Here is a 19,215-nt window from a genome sequence, read left to right on the forward strand (position 1 = left end):
GTACGCGCTGGCAAGTGCCGCCGGGCTTCGCTATCCGCCCGCCTATGATCAAGCATGCACTCCCCGTCACTCGAGAGGCGGACTTTTCCGCCTGGTACCAGGCCGTCATCGCGGAAGGTGATCTGGCCGAAGAGTCCGGCGTGCGCGGATGCATGGTGATCCGTCCCTGGGGCTATGGCATTTGGGAACGGATCCAGCGCCTGCTCGATGACCGCATCAAGGCCACAGGGCACGAAAACTGCTATTTCCCGCTCTTCATTCCGCTGTCCTATTTCGAGAAGGAGGCGGAGCACGTCGAGGGTTTCGCCAAGGAGATGGCGGTAGTCACCCACCATCGCCTCGTCTCGGACAGGAAGGGCGGGCTGGTCCCCGATCCCGAGGCGAAGCTGGAAGAGCCGCTGGTCGTCCGCCCGACGTCGGAAACGGTGATCGGCTCCGCCTTTTCTCGCTGGGTCCAGTCTTGGCGCGATCTGCCAGTTCTCATCAACCAATGGGCGAACGTCGTACGTTGGGAGATGCGCACACGCATGTTCCTGCGCACCAGCGAGTTCCTGTGGCAGGAGGGGCATACGGCCCACGCGACCGCACAGGAAGCGCGAGAAGAGACGCGCAAGATGCTGGAAGTATACCGTTCCTTCGCGGAGGACTGCCTGGCGCTTCACGTCGTTGCAGGCGAAAAGCCGGAGAACGAGCGCTTTCCGGGCGCTGTTGAAACCTGGTCGATCGAGGCGATGATGGCCGACGGCAAGGCGCTGCAGGCCGGAACCAGCCATTTCCTCGGCACCAACTTCGCGTCGGCACAGAACATTCGCTTCCAGAACGCTGAAGGTCAGCTTGAGTTGGCCAACACGACCAGTTGGGGCGTGTCGACGCGCATGATCGGCGGCGTGATCATGGTCCATGGCGACGACGACGGTCTGCGTTGTCCGCCCAAGATCGCCCCGTGGCAGGTGGTGATCGTTCCCATGCTGCGCGACAAGCCGGAAGATGAGGCGATCGTCAGCTATTGCAGGCAGTTGCAGGCCGATCTTGCTTCAGGCTCTGCTCTTGGCGAGCCGATCCGGGCTCTACTCGATCTCAAGCCAGCCAAGTCCACCGCCAAGCGTTGGGGCTGGGTGAAGAAGGGGGCGCCGATCATCGTCGAGGTTGGCGGTCGGGACGTCGAGGGCGGCAACGTGTCGGTCGTTCGGCGTGATTCGCTGTATCGTGATGACGGCAAGCTCCACGCTGCCATCCTGCCGCGCGCCGACTTCGTGGGCCAAGCAGGCTCCCTGCTGGAATCGATCCAGCACGCTTTGTACGAACAATCAACGCTGGCGCTCCGCTCCCGGATCGCGCCGGTGGAGGATTGGGCGGCGATCCAGGCGATGTTCGGCGAGGACGCGCGCAACCCTGGCTGGGCCGATGTCGCCTGGTCCAAGCCGACTGGCGCCGAGCTCGACTCCGTGGTGGAGCGATTGAAGGCGCTGAAACTCACCATCCGGAACGCGCCCGAGGGGCAGACCGGCCATGCTGGCGCGGCCTGCATCTTCACCGGCGCGCCGGCCGTGGAGCGGGTGCTGATCGGGCGCTCCTATTGACCGCCACTCACGATGCCATTGTTCTGGGAGCCGGTGCGGCCGGCCTGATGTGCGCTGGCGCGGCGGGGCAGCGTGGCCGGCGAATACTGCTGGTCGATCATAATCCGGCGCCCGGGGCCAAGATCCTGATCTCCGGCGGCGGGCGGTGCAACTTCACGAATATCGGGACCGCGCCCGACCGGTTCGTGTCGGCCAATCCTCACTTCGCTCGTTCGGCGCTCGGGCGGTACACGCCGGCTGACTTTCTGGCGCTGGTCGAGGCGCATGGGATCGCGTGGCACGAGAAGACCTTGGGCCAGTTGTTTTGTGACGGTTCGGCACGCCAGATCGTCGCGATGCTGATAGCGGAGTGCGATCGCGGCGGGGTGGAGCAGGCGTTGGGTGTGCCGGTTTCAGCCGTCGATCAGGCCGATGGCCTTTTTCGAGTTACGCTGGGCAGCCGAGTGGTGACGGCGCCTCGCCTGGTGGTCGCAACCGGCGGGCCGTCCATTCCAAAGCTCGGGGCAACCAGCTTCGCCTATGATCTCGCTCGCCGGTTCGGCCTCAAGATCGTGGAGCCGCGACCCGCGCTGGTGCCGCTGACCTTGGGAGCGGAGGAGGCGTTGTTCCGCACCCTTTCCGGGGTCGCGACCGAGGTGGTGGCAAGCGCTGGCGCCGGGCGGTTCCGGGAGGCAGCGCTGTTCACCCATCGGGGGCTGTCAGGCCCGGCGATCCTGCAGGTGTCGAGCTACTGGCGTCATGGTGACAGCGTGGCGCTGAACCTGCTCCCGGACCAGCAGGGCGGATGGCTTCGCGCTGCGAAGCGAGAGCAGCCCCGCGCGACACTGCGACGTGCGCTCGGCCGGCAGTTGCCTGACCGTTTGGCGGAAGCATTGGCGGACCGTATCGCGATCACGACAGAACTGGCCAACACGCCCGACCGCGCACTCGAGTCAGCGGAAAGACTGCTCTCCGCCTGGACCGTGACGCCCACCGGCACCGAGGGCTTCGCCAAGGCGGAGGTCACCGTAGGAGGGGTCAGTACCGCCGACCTCGACCAGCGAACGCTGGAGGCCAAGCGCGTTCCCGGCCTGCACGTAATTGGCGAGGCGGTGGACGTGACCGGATGGCTTGGCGGGTATAACTTTCAATGGGCTTGGGCGAGCGGTGTCGCGGCAGGGCAGGCGCTCTGATCGGGTCTGTGCTGAATAGCGGACTACACGGCTGACCGGCCTGTCGCTTGCCTTCCCGTCTCGTCGTCGCCACCTTTGTTGCACCCCGAAGTGGAACCATGCGTTCAGCTTTCCACTTTTTCACCTCACCTCGGAAACCTGATGCCCAAGCGCCCGCCGCCCGGCCTGCCCACCCGCCAGCAGATCCTCGATTTCATCGCCAGCTCTGACGTGCCCGCCGGAAAGCGGGAGATCGCACGCGCCTTCGCCCTGTCAGCGCAGGAGAAGATCGGGCTCAAGGCGTTGCTAAAGGACATGGCTGACGAGGGGCTGATCGACTCCGCTCCCGGGCGTGCGTTCCACAAGATGGGCGGGCTGCCGAAGGTGACCGTGCTTCGCATCGTCGATGTCGATGATGGCGCCAACGTCTGGGCGGTGCCCGATCGCTGGGAGGCTGAGACGCCATCCCCGCGATTGCGTGTGCGCGAACGCAAGCGGGGCAGCCTGGGCGTGGGTGAACGCGTGCTGGCGCGAACGGAAGAAGCGGGTTCGGGCTGGATCGCCCATCCCATGAAGACGCTGCCGCGTTCGGCCGAGCAGATGCTGGGCGTGCTGCGCGGCGAGGGCGACCGGCTGTGGCTGACCGGCGTGGAAAAGAAGGACCGGCGCGAGTACCCGGTGTCGGACGCGGGCGATGCGGGACCGGGAGACCTGGTCATGGCGGAAAAGGCGGGCCGTCCGCCACGGATCACGGCGCGCGTGGTCGAGCGGCTGGGTGATCCGTTCCAGCCCCGCAGTTTCTCCCTTATCGCTATTCACAAATTCGAGATCCCCGACCAGTTTACCGACGATACGCTGGCCGAAGCGGAGCGTGTGTCTAAGCAGCCGCTGGGGGATGATCGCGAGGACCTGACCCACCTGCCGATCGTCGCAATCGACCCGGCCGATGCACGCGACCATGACGACGCGGTGTGGGCAACGCCCGACGACGATCCCGGCAATGATGGTGGTTGGAAGGCGATCATCGCAATTGCCGACGTGTCCTTCTACGTCCGTCCTGGTTCGCCAATCGACCGTGATGCACGCCGGCGCGGCAACAGTGTCTACTTCCCCGACCGGGTCGTGCCGATGCTGCCCGAGATCCTGTCGGCGGAGGTTTGTTCGCTGAAGGAAGGCGAGGATCGCGCGGCGCTCGCCTGCCACATCCAGGTGACGCCCTCCGGCGCGCTTAAGTCCTGGCGGTTTACGCGCGCCCGCGTCCGGATCGCGGCGAACATAGCCTATGAAGAAGCTCAGGCCGCCATCGACGGCACGCTGGACCACCCGCTGACTGAGAGGGCGCTGAAGCCGCTCTGGGACTGCTGGCGTGCGCTGCTGAAGGGGCGGGAGGCCCGGGAGCCGCTCGACCTCGACCTGCCCGAACGGCGAGTGCTGCTGGACGAGATGGGGCGCATCCTGTCGGTTGCTCCGCGCGAGCGGCTCGATGCACACCGACTTATCGAGGACTACATGATCGCGGCGAACGTCGCGGCAGCCAAGGCGCTGGAGATAAAGAAGGCGCCGGTCATGTATCGCGTCCATGAACCGCCTGCGCGGGAAAAGCTGGCGGCGCTCAAGGATTACCTGGAAACTTACGGCGTTGCCTTCACGCTCGGCCAGGTTATCCGGCCCGCGACCTTTAACCGTATCCTGGAGCGGGTGGGACAGGCGGATTTCCGCCCGCAGGTGATGGAACAGGTGCTGCGGACGCAGACCCAGGCCTATTATGCGCCAGTGAACCAAGGCCATTTCGGGCTTTCGCTCGGCAGCTATGCCCACTTCACTTCGCCCATCCGCCGCTATGCCGACCTGCTGGTGCATCGGTCGCTGGTGGCGGCCTACAAGCTTGGTCCGGGTTGCCTGACGGCGGACGAGGGCGCGGGCATGGAGCGGATCGGGGAGAGCATCTCCACGCTCGAGAGGCGGGCCATGGAGGCAGAGCGCGACACGATCGACCGCTATGTCGCCGCGTTCCTGTCCGAACGGGTCGGCGAAACGGTCGAGGCCCGGATCACGGGCGTTGCGAACTTTGGGTTTTTCGCCACGGTCGAGGGCGTGGGTGGCGACGGGCTGGTCGGCGTGCGTGACCTGGGCGGCGAATATTTCCGCTTCGACGAGGCCGCGCGCAAGCTGGTCGGCGAGCATTCGGGCGATGAATATTCGCTTGGACAGAGGCTTCGGCTTCGCCTGGCAGAGGCGAACCCGGTATCAGGCGCGCTCCGCTTTGAGTTGCCCCAGGCGACCGCTGGTGTCAGCGCCCCGCCCCCGACCGGCCGCCCGCGCGTGCTGAAGCGGCGTGGTCGTCCGGCTAACATTCGTCATCAGGGGAGGAAGTAACATGTCTGGAGCCGCCGTAGCCGTTCTCGTTGCCAAGGCACGCCAGCGTATCGTCCACCACTTCCTGGAAGCGGACGCGACGACAAGGGAGCGCGCGGTCGCGTTTACACCGCGTGACCGCCGCCTGGATCGGCGGATGTTCACCTCCATGGTGCAGTTCGGCGCACTGCAGGAGGCCGACACGGGCAATTACTGGCTGGACGAGAAGCGTTATGCCGACTTCCGCAAGGAACGGCTCGCGCGCGTGCTCGGCATCCTGGCAATTGCGGGGTTCGCAGTGGCTGGCGCGATGGCGGTCGCCGGTTAGCCTGCGGTAAAGGTGAGCCCGGCGCCGGCCTGCAACCGGCGTCGCAGCGGCGTCGCCATCAGCGCGCCCGGCGTCCAGATCCCGCCGCCGCCGCCGACGTCGAGGAGAAGGCACAGGGCGGCCTCTGCGATCATTCGGCTGGTGGAACCATAGCCGGGATCCCGGTCGCCGGTAACCACCGCGTCTAGACGGGTGCCGTCCGGCATCAGCCCGACGAACAGCAGGTCATAGCAACCGCTCTCCCGCTCCTGCCGGCTCGGGCCCTCACCAGGCTTCGGTCCCTTGTCGCCGCCGAGTGGGTTCATCTTGGCAAGTGCCTCTGCGGCGACGCGTCCCATGTCGCCCAGGCCCGGCGCAACGATCATCTCGTCGTAAACGAAGTCCGTTCCGTACGGGTGGCCGGCGAGCAGGTTGGTGCGGTGGACGTTCTTGGTGTTGATCGGCGCCATGATGAACGGCGCCACCCAGCAGCCGATCGTGCCATCATATTCGGGCAGCAAGCCGGTTGGCTGGTGCGGCCCCTTGAACCCCGGAGTGAGGGCGAAGGGGCTCGCGAGCAACAGGCCCAGCTTCGGATCGCGGGTTATCGCCGCAAGGGTCGCCTTCAGGCTGGCGACAGTGCCACCTGACGCGCTGCCCTTCATGTGGCGCACACGCCCTTTCACTCGCGGCGCCGGTATGCCGAAGCGCGCCTTTGCCGCTTCCTGCAGGGTCCAGACACCGAGATCGAAGGGGATGGAGTCAGACCCGCAGGAGAAGACGATGCGGGCCCCGGTGCGCTTCGCCGTCGCCTCATGCGCGTCGATCATCTCGCGCATCCACAGCGGCTCTCCGCACAGGTCGACATAGGCAGTGCCTGCCTGCGCACAGGCGGCGATGAGTTCGCTGCCATAGAGCTGATAGGGGCCAACGGTGCTGACCACGACCCGCGCGCGGGCGGCGAGGGTGGTGAGAGTCTCTGGCCTCGCTGCATCCGCGATTACCAGCGGCAGGTCGGCTGGGGCGCCAACAGCGTCGCGTACCTGCGCCAGCTTTTCAGGTGACCGGCCCGCGATGGCCCAACTCACCCCGTCGGGGCACGCGCTGGCCATGTACTCGACAACGAGCTGGCCGGTGAACCCGGTCGCGCCATAGATGACGATGTCAAACTCGCGGTCCATACGACTCTCCGTCAGGCAGCGTCGCTAAATTGCAGTCGGGCGAGGCGGGCGTAAAGGCCGCTGCGCTCGACCAGGCTGGCGTGGGTACCTTCCTCCACGATTCGGCCGCCGTCCATGACGATGATGCGCCCGGCACGACGAACGGTGGCCAGACGATGAGCGATGACCAGGGTCGTGCGGCTATCCATCAGCCGTTCGAGCGCTTCCTGCACCAGTCGTTCGCTGTCAGCGTCCAGCGCGCTGGTCGCCTCGTCCAGCAGCAATAGCGGAGCGTCGCGCAGCAGCGCGCGGGCGATGGTGACCCGCTGGCGCTGACCGCCCGACAAGCGAGCGCCACCCTCGCCCAGAAAGGTGTCGAGCCTGTCGGGAAGCTTGTGCAGGAACTCCGCGGCATTGGCTGCCTCCGCCGCGGCCCAGAGCTGATCGTCGGTCGCTTCCCACGCGCCGTATCGAAGATTGTCGCGGGCAGAGGCTCCGAAGATCACCGTTTCCTGCGGCACCAGGGCGATCCGACGGCGGATTTCAGCGGGATCAGCATCGCGCAGGTCGACGCCGTCCAGCGTCACGCGCCCACCCTCGGGATCGTAGAAGCGCTCTGCAAGCTGGAACAGGGTTGACTTGCCCGCGCCAGAGGGGCCGACCACGGCCACCGTCTCACCCGGCTCGATCCGCAAGGTCAAGATGTCCAGCGCCGACACCTCTGGCCTGGTCGGATAGCGGAACAGCACCTGTTCGAACGACAAGGCGCCATTTGCGGGTGTCGGGAGCGAACGGGGGGCTGCCGGCGCGGCAATCTCGGGCTCTTCGCTCATCAACGACGCCAGGCGCTCTGCCGCGCCCGATGCGCGCAGAATGTCTCCCCACACTTCCGTTAGCGCGCCGGCAGCGCCGGTGACGATTCCGGCCGTCAGCACGAATGCGGTCAGCGAACCGCCGGACAGGCGGCCCGAGGCAACGTCCTGCACCGCTTCCCATAGGATCAGGCTCACCGAACCGAACAGCAGGCCGATCACCACCGCCGTCATGACTGCGCGGAGGCCGAAGCGGCGCTTGGCGGTCGCGAAGCTATCCTCGACAGCTTCCTGGAAGCGCTCGCCCTCGCGGCGTTGCTGGCCGAATGCCTGGACGATCTTCATCGCTCCCAGGGTCTCGACGGCCCTGGCACCCACTTCGGCAAGTCGATCCTGGCTGTTCTTGGAATAGCGCCGCACGCGGGTGCCAAGCAGCACGATCGGGAGGATCAGCACGGGGATGCCGACCACCAACATGCCGGCCAGCTTGGGTGCGAGCGTGAACAGGTAGATCAGGCCACCCAGCCCGACGACGGCGTTGCGGAGTGCCACCGACACGGTGGAACCGACTACCTGTTCGATGATGGTTGTGTCCGCGGTCAGGCGCGACGCGATCTCCGAAGGGCGGTTCTCCTCGAAGTAGCGTGGGGCGAGACGAAGCAGGTTCGCCTGCACCGCGATCCGGATGTCCGCCACGGTTCGCTCGCCAAGCCAGGACACGAAGTAGAAGCGCACGGCCGTCGCCAGGGCCAGCACAATCACCACGGCGAAAAGGCCCTGGAAGTAAGGCGCGATGGTCGATGGGGACACCCCCTTGGCGAAGCCGTGGTCCACCACGCGCTGGAAGGTGCGCGGAATGAACAGAGTCGCGCCTGCCGAGGTGAGCAGCGCGAGCAGCGCGATGACGATCTGCACGGGATAGCGCGAGGCAGTACGCCAAACCATGCGGAGGCTGCCCAGCCCGCGGCGGGTCGGGACGAGCTTGGGACGCGCGGGCGCAGGATCGGGCAGGGGCATGGGCGCGGGGTTAGCAGCGCCGGGCCTTCCGCTCAACGCGCCCGAGATTGCCATGGACGCGCTTTGCTATACGGAATGACTACCAGATCTCCCGTACGGACTTTCCATGCTTTACGATGCTTATGAGATGCAGCGGCGCATGCTCGCCGGCGCCAGTGCGATGGCAAGCTGGGGTGCCGACTGGTGGCAGGACCCCGCGAACCCCCTTTCGCGTCTGGGCGGCAGCACGGTCATGGGCTCTGCGCTGGAGGTATTCGCTCATGCCGCCGCGCCGCGGGGAAAGCCGGCGTTCGGGCTGACACACACGACCGTTGACGGACAGCAGGTCGAGGTAGCCGAGGAGATCGTCGACCGGCGCGCCTTTGGTCAGTTGAAACGGTTTCGCAGGGTCGGGATCGAGGGCGGGCCGCGCCTGCTGATCGTTGCGCCCATGTCCGGTCATTTCGCGACGCTGCTGCGTGGCACAGTGGAGCGGATGCTGCCGGTCGCGGACGTCTACATCACCGACTGGCGGGACGCGAAGCTCGTCCCGTTGTCGGACGGTCCTTTCGATCTGGACGACTATATCGATTATGTGATCGGCTTTCTCGAGGCGATCGGTCCGGATGAAGGCGGGCGTGGCGCACACATGCTTGCCGTGTGTCAGCCGTCGGTACCCTGTTATGCCGCAACAGCCGTCATGAGCGCGCAAGGTAACCCGTGCCGCCCACGCACGCTCACCTTGATGGGTGGGCCGGTCGACACGCGAGAGGCGCCGACTGCCGTCAACACGCTCGCCACCGAACGTCCGCGTGCCTGGTTCGAACAGAATGCGATCGCTACGGTGCCGCAGGGATATCCGGGCGCGGGCCGTCGCGTTTACCCTGGCTTCCTGCAACTCGCCGGCTTTATGTCGATGAACCTTGGCAATCACATGATCAGCCACTGGGAGATGTTCAAGCATCTGGTGCAGGGCGATGGCGAAGGCGCGGACGCTACCAAGGCGTTCTACGACGAATACCGGTCCGTGTGCGACATGACGGCCGAGTTTTACCTGCAAACGGTGGACATCGTCTTCCAGACTCACGCCCTGCCGCGCGGTGAGATGTTCCATCGCGGCCAGCGAGTGGACCCGGGCGCGATCACCGATGTCGGGCTGCTCGCGATCGAAGGCGAACGCGACGATATTTCGGGGCTGGGCCAGACCCGCGCCGCTCTAACGCTCGCGACCAATCTGCCGCACGAGAAAAAGCGCTACATGATGGCTGAAGGCGCCGGGCACTATGGTATTTTCAACGGATCGCGCTGGCGTGACAAGATTGCGCCAATGGTTGAGGAATGGATCGCGGCGAACGGCTGACCTGCCGCTCGCCGCATCCAGTTCAGCCGATTTGGTCGACGACCGCGTGGCTGGACGATTCCTGCGGCTGGATCGTGCCGCCGAACAGCATCTTTACCCGGCCGGACACGGACACATCCGTTTCCCACAACTCGGCCGAATCGATGTCGAACCGGTTCAGCCGTGCGTCCTGCTTGCCATTCGGGAACCACGCCTCGACGCGATTATCCCACAGCCGGTCAAAGGTCGCCCGGTCGGTTTCCTCGCTGACGGCGCCCATCAGGCACGCGAAGAAGTCGTGCCCTTTGCCGACGAACTGGGCCATTGCCTGACCGCCCTTGGCGATGCGGTTGTCCTTGCCTGAGAAGACGAACAGCGTGTTTGGCTGGCTCTCGTCTATCTTGACGTTCATTGGCTCCGAATGGTTGCCGTCCATCAGCCCGATCATGATGAACGGGCTCTCCTCCAGCTTGGCCAGGAACTTGGCTGCGATCTCCTGAGGGCTGTCCTTGTTCTCGGCCATAGTGCTTCTCCTGATTGAGGTTGGCCGGAGAACGAGCGCGACGGGGGAGCGTTCCCCCGCCGCTTGAGGGCTTACAGCACCTCGAACAGTCCGGCCGCTCCCATGCCGCCGCCGACGCACATGGTGACCACGACATATTTGGCGCCGCGGCGTTTGCCCTCGATCAGGGCATGGCCGGTCATCCGTGCGCCCGACATGCCGTAAGGGTGGCCGATCGAGATCGCACCGCCGTTGACGTTGAGCAGCTCGTCGGGGATGCCGAGCTTGTCCCGGCAATAGAGCACCTGCACCGCGAACGCCTCGTTGAGCTCCCACAAGCCAATGTCGCTCATCTTAAGCCCGTTGCGCTCGAGCAGCTTGGGGATCGCGAACACCGGGCCGATGCCCATCTCATCAGGCTCCGTGCCCGCGACTGCCATGCCCACATAACGGCCGAGCGGCGTCAGGCCCTTCTGGCGCGCTACCGACTCCTCCATTAGCACGCTCGCCGAAGCGCCATCCGACAGCTGGGACGCATTGCCGGCCGTGATGTTGAGGCTGGGCCCAAGCACCGGCACAAGCTTCTCCAACCCGGCGAGCGTGGTGTCGGCGCGATTGCCTTCGTCCTGGGACAGGGTCACTTCCTTGTGCGTGACTTCCTTGGTTTCCTTGTTGACGATGGCCATGGTCGCAGTGACGGGCACGATTTCGTCGTTGAAGCGGCCCGCAGCTTGGGCGGCGGCGGTGCGCTGCTGCGACTGGAGCGCATATTGATCCTGCGCCTCGCGGCTGATGCCGTAGCGCTTGGCGACCACCTCCGCCGTTTGCAGCATGGGCAAGTAGATGTCCTTGTGCATGGCAACGAGCTCGGGATCGGGTGCGATGTTCATCTTGGGCGTCTGCACCAAGCTGATGCTCTCCACGCCGCCGCCGATCGCGACATCCACGCCGTCTACCACGATCTGCTTGGCCGCGGTTGCGATCGCCATAAGCCCCGACGCGCACTGCCGATCGAGCGACATGCCCGGTACTGACGTGGGCAGCGCGGCCCGGAGCGCCGCATTGCGGGCAATGTTGCCGGCCTGATGCCCCTGCTGCAGCGCCGCGCCGATGACCACGTCTTCGACCTCAGCGCCAGCAATGCCAGCACGCGCCACCGCAGCCTTGATCGCGTGCGATGCGAGTGTGGGAGAAGGAAGGTTGTTGAACGCACCGCGATAGGCACGGCCGATCGGAGTGCGGGCTGTGGAGACGATAACGGCGGAACGCATGAGGCTTGCTCCAGACAGGAGGTGAACTGGGAAAATGGAGGCTCAGGTGAATAGCTGGCTGATCCATTCGGCGACCAGGGCTGGCTTTTCCTGCCCTTCGATCTCGACGGTGAACTCGGTTGTTTGCTGGAACTGGCCGGGCTTCTTTTCGTCAAAGGCGAGCAGGCGGAAGCGGCCCCGTACGCGGCTACCCGAACGAACCGGGGCAACGAAGCGAACTTTGTTGCCACCGTAGTTCACGCCCATCCGCGCGCCCTCCAGCCGTGGCGCGTCCTCAATCCGGGCCTGGAGGAGAGGCATTAGCGACAGCGTCAGGAAGCCATGCGCGACCGTGCCGCCGAAGGGGGTCAATGCAGCGCGAACGGGATCGGTGTGGATGAATTGATGGTCGCCGGTGGCATCGGCGAAGCGATTGATCATGGCCTGGCCGACCTCGACCCAGTCGCTGACCGACTCCGTGCCGATCCGCCCCCTCATCTCTTCAGCCGTCAAGCTCGCCACGCCATTCCCCTCCGCCCCGCTTTGCGGGTAAGCGCCTCTGGTTTTCAGAGCACGGGCTCACCAACATCGCAAGCCTGTCACCGACCGAAAGATCAAAGATGGCCACCGCCGTAGCGTCCAACCCTCGCGAAACCATGGCTCGCCTGTACCGCGCGAGCGAACCCGACGTTCTAAAGCCGCTTTTGGATCGTGCCGCGCTAAGCCGCGATTCGCGTGACCGGGTGCTGGGTACCGCGTCCGGCCTGCTCGGCGAACTCCGCGCCGCGCAGGGCAAGGGTTGGGTGAACCAATTCCTGCAGGAGTATCGGCTGAACTCGTCGGAAGGGGTCGCGCTGCTCAGCCTGGCGGAAGCGTTCCTGCGGGTGCCGGACCCTGAGACCGCTGATCTGTTGATCGCCGACAAGCTGGGGGAGGCCGATTGGCGGGCCCATGCCGGCCAGTCCAATTCCAAGCTGGTCAACACCGCGACCTGGGGCCTGGTGATCGGACGCGTGCTGGTCGGCGAGGGGCCTTCCGGGCCATTGAAGCGCCTGATCCAGCGTGCCGGCGAGCCGTTCGTGCGTTCGACGGTCGGTGCGGCAATGAAGATGATGGGCGAGATCTTCGTCATGGGCCGCACAATCGACGAGGCGATGCGCCGTATGAAGCGGCCCGAGCATCGCGGCTTCACTGCCAGCTTCGACATGCTGGGCGAAGCGGCGCGGACGCAGGAAGATGCCGAGCGCTACTTCCGGGCCTATGAGGGCGCGATCGATGCGGTGGGCAGCGACGCCGCTGCGGGCCATTCGGTATCGGTGAAGCTTTCGGCGCTGCACCCGCGTTATGAGGTCGCACGCTGGAACGAGTGCGTGCCGGCCCTGACGGAAATGCTGGAGGCGCTGGCGATCCGAGCGGCGGCGAAGAACATTCCGCTGACGGTCGACGCAGAGGAATCCGAGCGGCTGGAGATGAGCCTGGACATCATCGGCAGCGTCGCCGCGCTGCCCAGCCTGAAGGGCTGGGATGGGTTCGGCATGGCGGTGCAGGCCTATGGAAAGCGAGCGCGGCCGGTGGTTGCCTGGGCGAGCGAGCTTGGCCGGGTCATGAACGTGCGGCTGGTCAAGGGCGCCTATTGGGACAGCGAGATCAAGCGCACCCAGGTAGAGGGTCTGCCCGACTACCCGTTGTTCACGCGAAAGGCGGCAACGGACGTAAGCTATCTTGCGGTGTCGCGAGACATGCTGGACGCGCCGAACATCCGCCCTGCCTTTGCCAGCCATAACGCGTTGACGGTGGCGACGATCGTCGAATGGGCAGGCAACCGTCGCGACTTCGAGTTCCAGCGGCTGCACGGTATGGGCGACGGTCTGTACGAACGGCTGGTGCAGGATCACGGCTATCACTGCCGCGTGTACGCCCCGGTAGGTGGGCACCGCGACCTGCTGGCGTATTTGGTGCGGCGCCTGCTGGAGAATGGCGCCAACTCCAGCTTTGTGCATCAGTTGGCGGACGAACGGCTGAGCGAGAAGGACATCCTTGCCGATCCGGTCGCGAAGATCGCAGCGGTCGGCGGCGCGCGTCACCCCTCCATTCCGCTTCCGCGCGACCTGTTCGGACCGGACGGCCACCGTAACAGCGAGGGTCTGGACCTGAGCGACCGGGGCGTGCTGGCCCGAACCGTGGCGGTGGTGAACGCACCTTTAGATGTGCGACCCGGTGCTGACCCGGGCACGGCAGGGAGGCGAACCGACAAGACGGACCGGCAAATTGTGGGCGAAGCGGTGTCGCGCACACGGGCGGCTCTTCCGGCCTGGGCCGCAACGCCCGTCGATGAGCGTGCCGCCACGATTGAGCGGCTGGCCGACCTGCTGGAGGAGGACCGCGACCGCCTGATGGCGATCTGCGTCCAGGAAGCGCGCAAGTCGATCCCGGACGCGATCGGCGAAGTGCGCGAGGCTGCCGATTTCTGTCGCTATTACGCGCGCCAGGCGCGGCAGGGCCTTCAGCCGATAGAGCTACCAGGCCCGACCGGGGAACGTAACACGCTGCACCTTGACGGACGCGGCGTCTGGGCGACGATTGCGCCTTGGAACTTCCCGCTCGCGATTTTTCTGGGCCAGACCGTTGCTGCGCTGGTGACCGGTAACACCGTGGTTGCGAAGCCCGCGCCACAAACCCCGGCCATCGCGGCCCGCGCAGTCGAGCTGGCACACAAGGCCGGCGTGCCGAGTGACGCGCTGGTGCTGGTGCCGGGCGGGCCGGAGATCGGACAGGCGCTGATGGAAGATGTCCGAATTGCCGGCGTTGCCTTCACCGGCTCCACCGGCACGGCCAAGCGGATCGCGCGGACGTTGCTGGCCGATGACGAGCGTCCGATCGTGCCATTGATCGCGGAGACGGGCGGGATCAACGCCATGATCGTCGACTCCACCGCTCTGCCCGAACAGGTCGTGGCGGACGTGATCACCAGCGCGTTCCGATCTGCCGGGCAGCGCTGTTCGGCGTTGCGATTGTTGCTGGTGCAGGAGGATGTCGCTGAGGGCGTCCTGGCGATGTTGGCGGGCGCGATGGACACGCTGCGTGTCGGCGATCCGGGTGATCCCGCCAACGATGTGGGGCCAGTCGTTGATCGGGCCGCCTATGATCGGCTGATGACCTTTCGCGAAAGCGTGCGGGATCGCTGGGTCAAGACGGTCGACGTCCCGGCAGAGGGGTTGTTCGTGCCGCCGACGCTGATCCGTCTTGGCGGCATCGACGACCTGAAGCAGGAATGGTTCGGCCCTCTGCTCCATGTCGCAACGTGGAAGGCGGGTGAGCTCAGTGAGACGGTGCGCCGCGTCAACGCCAAGGGGTTCGGCCTCACCATGGGGCTGCACAGCCGCATCGCCCGCGCCGGCGAAGTGGTCGAGGCTGAGGCGCGGGTCGGCAATCTGTATGTGAACCGGTCGATGATCGGTGCGGTGGTCGGTAGCCAGCCTTTTGGGGGCGAGGGGCTGTCAGGGACGGGTCCCAAAGCGGGTGGTCCGCACTATCTGTACCGCTTCGTTGCCGAGCGTGCCGTGTCGGTCGACACGACCAGCGCAGGCGGCAACGCGTCGTTGCTGAGCCTGAATGAAGGCGGCATCTGACCGGGGCTGATCGCGGGGTTCAGGACGGCGGTTGATCCGCCCTGAACCCCGGCTCAGGCCTGGCGTGCCGGCTCGGTTGAGCTACCAGCCGTTGCGCCCAGCGCCGGCGTTTCGGCGGGATAGGGCATCACCAGCTTGCCATCGGGGGCGGCGGTGTAGTTGGTCTGGATCGGGAAGGGCAGGTTGATGCCCTGTTCGTTGAAACGGCGCAGGATCGCCATGCCCACCCGGGTTCGGCCGTTATAGAAGCTGGCGTAATCGGGACCGTCGGAGTCGAACTGCACCTCAAAATCGAGCGTTGATGCGCCAAACCCGGTGAAGCCCGCCCGCACAAACGTCAGCTTTTCGCCCTCGACGATCTCCTTCAGCAGAGCCGGAAGACTTTCCAGCGACTCCTGCGGGGTCTCGTAAGCCACGCCGATCGCGAAGCGCGCGCGGCGATGGTTGCGCAGCGTGTTGTTCAGGATTTCCTTGTCGAGCAGGTTCTTGTTCGAGATGATCCGCTCTTCGCCGTCGATGCCCCGGATGCGGGTCGATTTCAGGCCAATATTCTCGACCGTTCCCGACGCGGTGTCATATGTGACGCTGTCGCCTCGCCGGAACGGCCTGTCGAAGATGATGGCCAGCGCTGCGAACAGGTCGGCAAAAATGCCCTGTGCGGCGAGACCGATCGCGATGCCGCCGACGCCCAATCCCGCGACCAGGCCGGTGACGTTGACGCCCAGATTGTCGAGCACGACCACGAAGGCGATCGCGAACAGGGCGAATGTCACCAGCAGGCGGATCAGGCCCATGGCGCTGAGCAACGCCTCGCCCGCGTAATGTTCTGACTGGGTCCGGTGTTCGATCGCGCCCAGGATCACCTCGCGCGCCCAGGTTGCGAACTGAAAGACCGATGCAACGATCCAGAGGAAATTGACAGTCTTCGAAACCTGTTCCGGCGCGCCCGCATAGCCGACCACCAGCTTGGCCGCGAGCATCACCATGAAGAAGGTGTTGGTGCGCGAAATCGCCCGGCCCACGATGGTCAGCCACCCCGTGCCGCTCTTGTCCCGCCGGCACAGCCGCGCCCCCAGGCGCCGGGCTGCATGAAGCGCCAGCACGATGGCGGCCCCCACGGCAAAGGCGATCAGGATCTGCAGCCAGTGAAAGCGCAGCCATTGTACGCTTTCGTGCGTCAGGCTGGAGAGTTGTTGCTGGATGCCGTCCGGTTTGATCAGCGGTTCACGCGGAGCGGTAACGTTTTTGGTGGACATGTACGAAGGTTCTCACGCCGCCTTGGCGACTTGCTCCAGGACAGGTGCCTCGGACGGCGCCAGGCTTTCGAGAAACGCGATCAGGCCGCGCTCCTCTCGGCTGAGGTAACGTGCCGACCGCGGCAGGCGCAGCGCGGCGCGAAAGGCGGACTGACCCTTCTTGACCAACTCGAGCAGGGAGGGGTGAACATAGCTCTTGCGCGCGATCGCGGGCGTGTTGCCGAGCCGTTCAGTGACCGGCACCAACAGCGCCTTCATGTTCAGGTCCTTTTCCGCTGTGGCCAATGCCTCAAATGCGGTGACGCTCGCCCCCCAGGTCCGGAAGTGCTTGGCGCTGAACTCCTCGCCCGCCACGCGGTGAATGTATTCGTTGACGTCGGAAGAGCTGACCGGGTGCGCTTCCCCCTGCTCGTCGACCCAGGAGAACAGGTGCTCCTCATCCAGATCGTACATTTTCTTGACCGTACGGGCGAGAGACTTATCGACGACTTTGCAGTCACGCTCCTTGCCGGACTTTCCCTTGAAGCGCAGCCGCAGCGTGTCGCCGCGTACCTGCGCATGTTCTTCGCGCAAGGTGGTCGCGCCGTAGCTCTGGTTCGCTTCGACATACGCTTCGTTGCCGACGCGAAGGTGGCCGATGTCGAGCAGGCGGATCACCGCTGCCACCGCGTGATCCTTATCGAGGGTGCGCTTGGCGAGGTCTTCCTCGACCTGCTTCCTGATCTTGGGAAGCGCATGCCCGAACGCGGCGCACTTCTCGTATTTTGCGGCCTCTTGTGCTTCTCGAAAGCCGGCATGGTAGCGGTATTGCTTGCGACCTTTCTCATCCCATCCGACAGCCTGGATGTGCCCGTTCGGCTTGGGGTTGAACCAGGCGTTCGTGTAAGCGGGCGGCAGGCCGATCGCGTTCAAGCGCTCGATCTCCTCCCGATCGGTGATCCGCTCGCCCTTGGGGGACCAGTAACCCCAGCCATTGCGCACCTTTTTACGGGTGATCCCGGGCTTTGAGTCGTCCGAATACACGATCTTGGTGGCCATGACGGGAGCAATGCACAGGCGCGTGAGTTCGTTCCGGCAAGGCACCGGGCGAAATCTTAACGGCGAAGGGCGCATGTTCACGCCATGTCGTTGTTCGTTGTTTCCACGCGCGATCCAGGCTTTGCGGAAGCCGCGATTGCAGAGGCGCGCCAGCAGTTCGCCGCGCACGGCCATTCAGTAGTCGATGCCATCGATATGGACGGGTGGCAGGCGCTGCATGGTCGTCCACGGTTGGGAGGACCCGACACCCTGCTGCGCCGGGGCGATGACCTGGCCGCCGTTGCGGGCATGCCGATCGTCGACGGACTGATCGGGCAGGCGGCGCTGGAGCGTTTGCTGGAACCGGGCATGACGCCTGCGCCAGACTGGAGCCGGGTCGGCGGGCAGTTCGTGGCGCTTGTCCGGCGGGCTGGACGCACCTTCATCCTTGGCGATTATTTCGGCGTCTTTCAGCTGTTTCATGATGTTGACGACCGTGTCTTTTCCACCTCACTGCTGTCGGCACTACGTGCGCTGCCGCGGGTCACCTTCGACCCGCAGGGACTGTACGAGTGGGCCTTTGGCGTTTGCACGATGGGCACCGACACTGCCTTTGCCCAGCTCAAGATGCTCGGGCCCGATCGGTGCGTCGAGCTGACGCCGACCGGCGTGGAGTCGCACGCTCTTCGCAAAGACCTGATCGAACCTCGGGGTGAGGAACTGCCGGCTGCGGAGCTGATCCGGCGTAGCCGCGATCAGGTCATGCGCGTGGCGGACAGCTTCGGCAGGAGATTCGGCGATGACATAAATTGCCCGTTGTCGGCGGGCTTCGACTCGCGACTGATGCTTGCCGCGCTGCGGGCGGCCGGGGCCAAGCCGCGCGTCTATGTCTATGGCCCGCGCGGCGGTGCTGACGTGCGGGTGGCGCAAGCGATCGGCGCGGCAGAAGGCTTTGCCGTCGAGTGGACGGACAAGCAGTCGGACCCGATCGCGCCCGATGCCTTCGCAGAGCAGGTCGAGTTCAATTTCAACGATCTGGACGGACTTCCAAACTTCGGGAACCTGTTCGACAATGGCGTCAATGCCGCGGCCCGCGATGCGCGACACGCGCGCGGCTCCCTGGCGGTGTCAGGCGGCGGCGGCGAGATATTTCGCGACTTCTTCATGCTGCCGAACCGGCCCATGTCGGCATGGACACTGGCCCGCGCCTTTTCCTCGCGCTTCCTGCCGAGTGACGCTCTGCCGCCGTTCGACGCTGGCGCGTATCGGCGTCGGATCGCCGACAAGTTCGCCGCCGGGCTTGGTTCCGATGATCGGGACGAGCCATTGGCGCGGAGCCGGATCGAGCAAGCGTTCATGCGCGTGCGCATTCCTGCGCTGTTCCGGTGGGAGATGACCGCCGAAGCGCGCCACGGGCCCTATGGGTTGACCTTTGCCGATCCCGGACTGGTGGCAGAGGCGATGCGAATTCCCATTGCGCTGAAATATGACGGCCGGTTCCAGGCGATGCTGATCGACGCGATCGACCCGGCACTGGCACGGCACAAATCGGGCTATGGTCACGCGTTCGACGGCGCGCCGGGCTGGCGCTACCGATTGGAGGAAGCCGCCACCCGCTACCGGCCGGCTTGGGTTCGTGAGCGCACCTACCTGGTGAAGCGGCGGCGCGGGCGCATGATGGATGAACATGGCGGGCTGCTGTCGCCCGAGTATATGGGTCGGGTCATCGACCTGAACTTCCCGGTGATGCGGGACTATTTCGACGTGGCGCGTATCAACGACGGCGGCCTGTGGCGGCGGATTGCGTGCCTTGAGTATCTGGCGGCAAAGCTTGGCAGCAATCTGAAACGCTAAAGGCCGG

General features: G+C 65.4%; 14 protein-coding genes. 7 read left to right on the forward strand and 7 right to left on the reverse strand.

Translation table 11 applies throughout. The features are described from left to right. The first annotated feature begins 44 nt into the window (after window positions 1-44). The 4 genes from FHS94_RS13600 to FHS94_RS13615 all read left to right on the forward strand — a co-directional run bounded on the left by FHS94_RS13600 (window position 45) and on the right by FHS94_RS13615 (window position 5,414). Window positions 45-1,580 (forward strand): aminoacyl--tRNA ligase-related protein, encoded by a 1,536-nt coding sequence (locus tag FHS94_RS13600; RefSeq protein ID WP_184058761.1) that lies wholly within the window; start codon window positions 45-47, stop codon window positions 1,578-1,580. After that, window positions 1,577-2,752, forward strand: coding sequence for a BaiN/RdsA family NAD(P)/FAD-dependent oxidoreductase (locus FHS94_RS13605; RefSeq protein WP_184058762.1), 1,176 nt, complete (start codon window positions 1,577-1,579; stop codon window positions 2,750-2,752). Before FHS94_RS13600 ends, FHS94_RS13605 begins: the two co-directional genes overlap by 4 nt. Window positions 2,753-2,893: 141 nt before the next feature. Continuing rightward, a complete protein-coding gene (locus FHS94_RS13610) occupies window positions 2,894-5,107 on the forward strand; it encodes a ribonuclease R family protein (RefSeq protein ID WP_184058763.1) in 2,214 nt (737 codons plus the stop codon). Window position 5,108: 1 nt separating this feature from the next. Beyond that, on the forward strand, window positions 5,109-5,414 hold the full coding sequence (locus FHS94_RS13615; RefSeq protein WP_184058764.1) for a hypothetical protein: 306 nt from the start codon (window positions 5,109-5,111) through the stop codon (window positions 5,412-5,414). Here FHS94_RS13615 and FHS94_RS13620 read toward each other — a convergent pair. Next, window positions 5,411-6,574, reverse strand: a complete 1,164-nt coding sequence (locus tag FHS94_RS13620; protein ID WP_184058765.1) for a saccharopine dehydrogenase family protein — start codon at window positions 6,572-6,574, stop codon at window positions 5,411-5,413. The genes FHS94_RS13615 and FHS94_RS13620 overlap by 4 nt on opposite strands. Before the next feature lie 11 nt (window positions 6,575-6,585). Beyond that, a complete protein-coding gene (locus FHS94_RS13625; protein WP_184058961.1) occupies window positions 6,586-8,382 on the reverse strand; it encodes an ABC transporter transmembrane domain-containing protein in 1,797 nt (598 codons plus the stop codon). A gap of 106 nt (window positions 8,383-8,488) precedes the next feature. On the opposite strand from FHS94_RS13625, the gene FHS94_RS13630 reads away from it, so the two are divergent. Further along, window positions 8,489-9,721: a polyhydroxyalkanoate depolymerase gene (locus FHS94_RS13630; RefSeq protein WP_184058766.1), complete on the forward strand. Its 1,233-nt coding sequence runs from the start codon at window positions 8,489-8,491 to the stop codon at window positions 9,719-9,721. 22 nt (window positions 9,722-9,743) lie between these two features. Here the strand turns inward: FHS94_RS13630 and FHS94_RS13635 are convergent, their stop codons facing one another. From FHS94_RS13635 to FHS94_RS13645, 3 genes are all read right to left on the reverse strand, one after another. After that, window positions 9,744-10,223, reverse strand: coding sequence for a pyridoxamine 5'-phosphate oxidase family protein (locus FHS94_RS13635; RefSeq protein ID WP_184058767.1), 480 nt, complete (start codon window positions 10,221-10,223; stop codon window positions 9,744-9,746). 71 nt (window positions 10,224-10,294) lie between these two features. After that, on the reverse strand, window positions 10,295-11,473 hold the full coding sequence (locus tag FHS94_RS13640; protein WP_184058768.1) for an acetyl-CoA C-acyltransferase: 1,179 nt from the start codon (window positions 11,471-11,473) through the stop codon (window positions 10,295-10,297). Window positions 11,474-11,515: 42 nt separating this feature from the next. Continuing rightward, a complete protein-coding gene (locus FHS94_RS13645; protein ID WP_184058963.1) occupies window positions 11,516-11,950 on the reverse strand; it encodes a MaoC family dehydratase in 435 nt (144 codons plus the stop codon). Window positions 11,951-12,072: 122 nt separating this feature from the next. Here FHS94_RS13645 and putA point away from each other — a divergent pair, with 122 nt between their 5' ends. Further along, on the forward strand, window positions 12,073-15,081 hold the full coding sequence (gene putA, locus FHS94_RS13650; protein ID WP_184058769.1) for a bifunctional proline dehydrogenase/L-glutamate gamma-semialdehyde dehydrogenase PutA: 3,009 nt from the start codon (window positions 12,073-12,075) through the stop codon (window positions 15,079-15,081). Window positions 15,082-15,134: 53 nt separating this feature from the next. Here the strand turns inward: putA and FHS94_RS13655 are convergent, their stop codons facing one another. Both FHS94_RS13655 and FHS94_RS13660 read right to left on the reverse strand, forming a co-directional pair. Further along, window positions 15,135-16,337 (reverse strand): mechanosensitive ion channel family protein, encoded by a 1,203-nt coding sequence (locus FHS94_RS13655; protein ID WP_184058770.1) that lies wholly within the window; start codon window positions 16,335-16,337, stop codon window positions 15,135-15,137. A gap of 12 nt (window positions 16,338-16,349) precedes the next feature. Next, complete coding sequence (locus FHS94_RS13660) at window positions 16,350-17,375, reverse strand: DNA topoisomerase IB (protein WP_184058771.1); 1,026 nt, start codon at window positions 17,373-17,375, stop codon at window positions 16,350-16,352. Between the two features lie 84 nt (window positions 17,376-17,459). On the opposite strand from FHS94_RS13660, the gene FHS94_RS13665 reads away from it, so the two are divergent. Next, window positions 17,460-19,208 (forward strand): hypothetical protein, encoded by a 1,749-nt coding sequence (locus FHS94_RS13665; protein ID WP_184058772.1) that lies wholly within the window; start codon window positions 17,460-17,462, stop codon window positions 19,206-19,208. Window positions 19,209-19,215: the final 7 nt, after the last annotated feature.

This window comes from Sphingomonas aerophila, from assembly GCF_014199305.1.
GTDB lineage: Bacteria > Pseudomonadota > Alphaproteobacteria > Sphingomonadales > Sphingomonadaceae > Sphingomonas > Sphingomonas aerophila.

Excerpts from the sequence above, each read along its gene's own strand:
- FHS94_RS13600 (WP_184058761.1), top strand. The coding sequence starts at position 45 with ATGATCAAGCATGCACTCCCCGTCACTCGAGAGGCGGACTTTTCCGCC.
- FHS94_RS13610 (WP_184058763.1), top strand. The coding sequence starts at position 2,894 with ATGCCCAAGCGCCCGCCGCCCGGCCTGCCCACCCGCCAGCAGATCCTC.
- FHS94_RS13615 (WP_184058764.1), top strand. The coding sequence starts at position 5,109 with ATGTCTGGAGCCGCCGTAGCCGTTCTCGTTGCCAAGGCACGCCAGCGT.
- FHS94_RS13620 (WP_184058765.1), bottom strand. The coding sequence starts at position 6,574 with ATGGACCGCGAGTTTGACATCGTCATCTATGGCGCGACCGGGTTCACC.
- FHS94_RS13625 (WP_184058961.1), bottom strand. The coding sequence starts at position 8,382 with ATGCCCCTGCCCGATCCTGCGCCCGCGCGTCCCAAGCTCGTCCCGACC.
- FHS94_RS13630 (WP_184058766.1), top strand. The coding sequence starts at position 8,489 with ATGCTTTACGATGCTTATGAGATGCAGCGGCGCATGCTCGCCGGCGCC.
- FHS94_RS13635 (WP_184058767.1), bottom strand. The coding sequence starts at position 10,223 with ATGGCCGAGAACAAGGACAGCCCTCAGGAGATCGCAGCCAAGTTCCTG.
- FHS94_RS13640 (WP_184058768.1), bottom strand. The coding sequence starts at position 11,473 with ATGCGTTCCGCCGTTATCGTCTCCACAGCCCGCACTCCGATCGGCCGT.
- FHS94_RS13645 (WP_184058963.1), bottom strand. The coding sequence starts at position 11,950 with ATGAGGGGGCGGATCGGCACGGAGTCGGTCAGCGACTGGGTCGAGGTC.
- putA (WP_184058769.1), top strand. The coding sequence starts at position 12,073 with ATGGCCACCGCCGTAGCGTCCAACCCTCGCGAAACCATGGCTCGCCTG.
- FHS94_RS13655 (WP_184058770.1), bottom strand. The coding sequence starts at position 16,337 with ATGTCCACCAAAAACGTTACCGCTCCGCGTGAACCGCTGATCAAACCG.
- FHS94_RS13660 (WP_184058771.1), bottom strand. The coding sequence starts at position 17,375 with ATGGCCACCAAGATCGTGTATTCGGACGACTCAAAGCCCGGGATCACC.
- FHS94_RS13665 (WP_184058772.1), top strand. The coding sequence starts at position 17,460 with ATGTCGTTGTTCGTTGTTTCCACGCGCGATCCAGGCTTTGCGGAAGCC.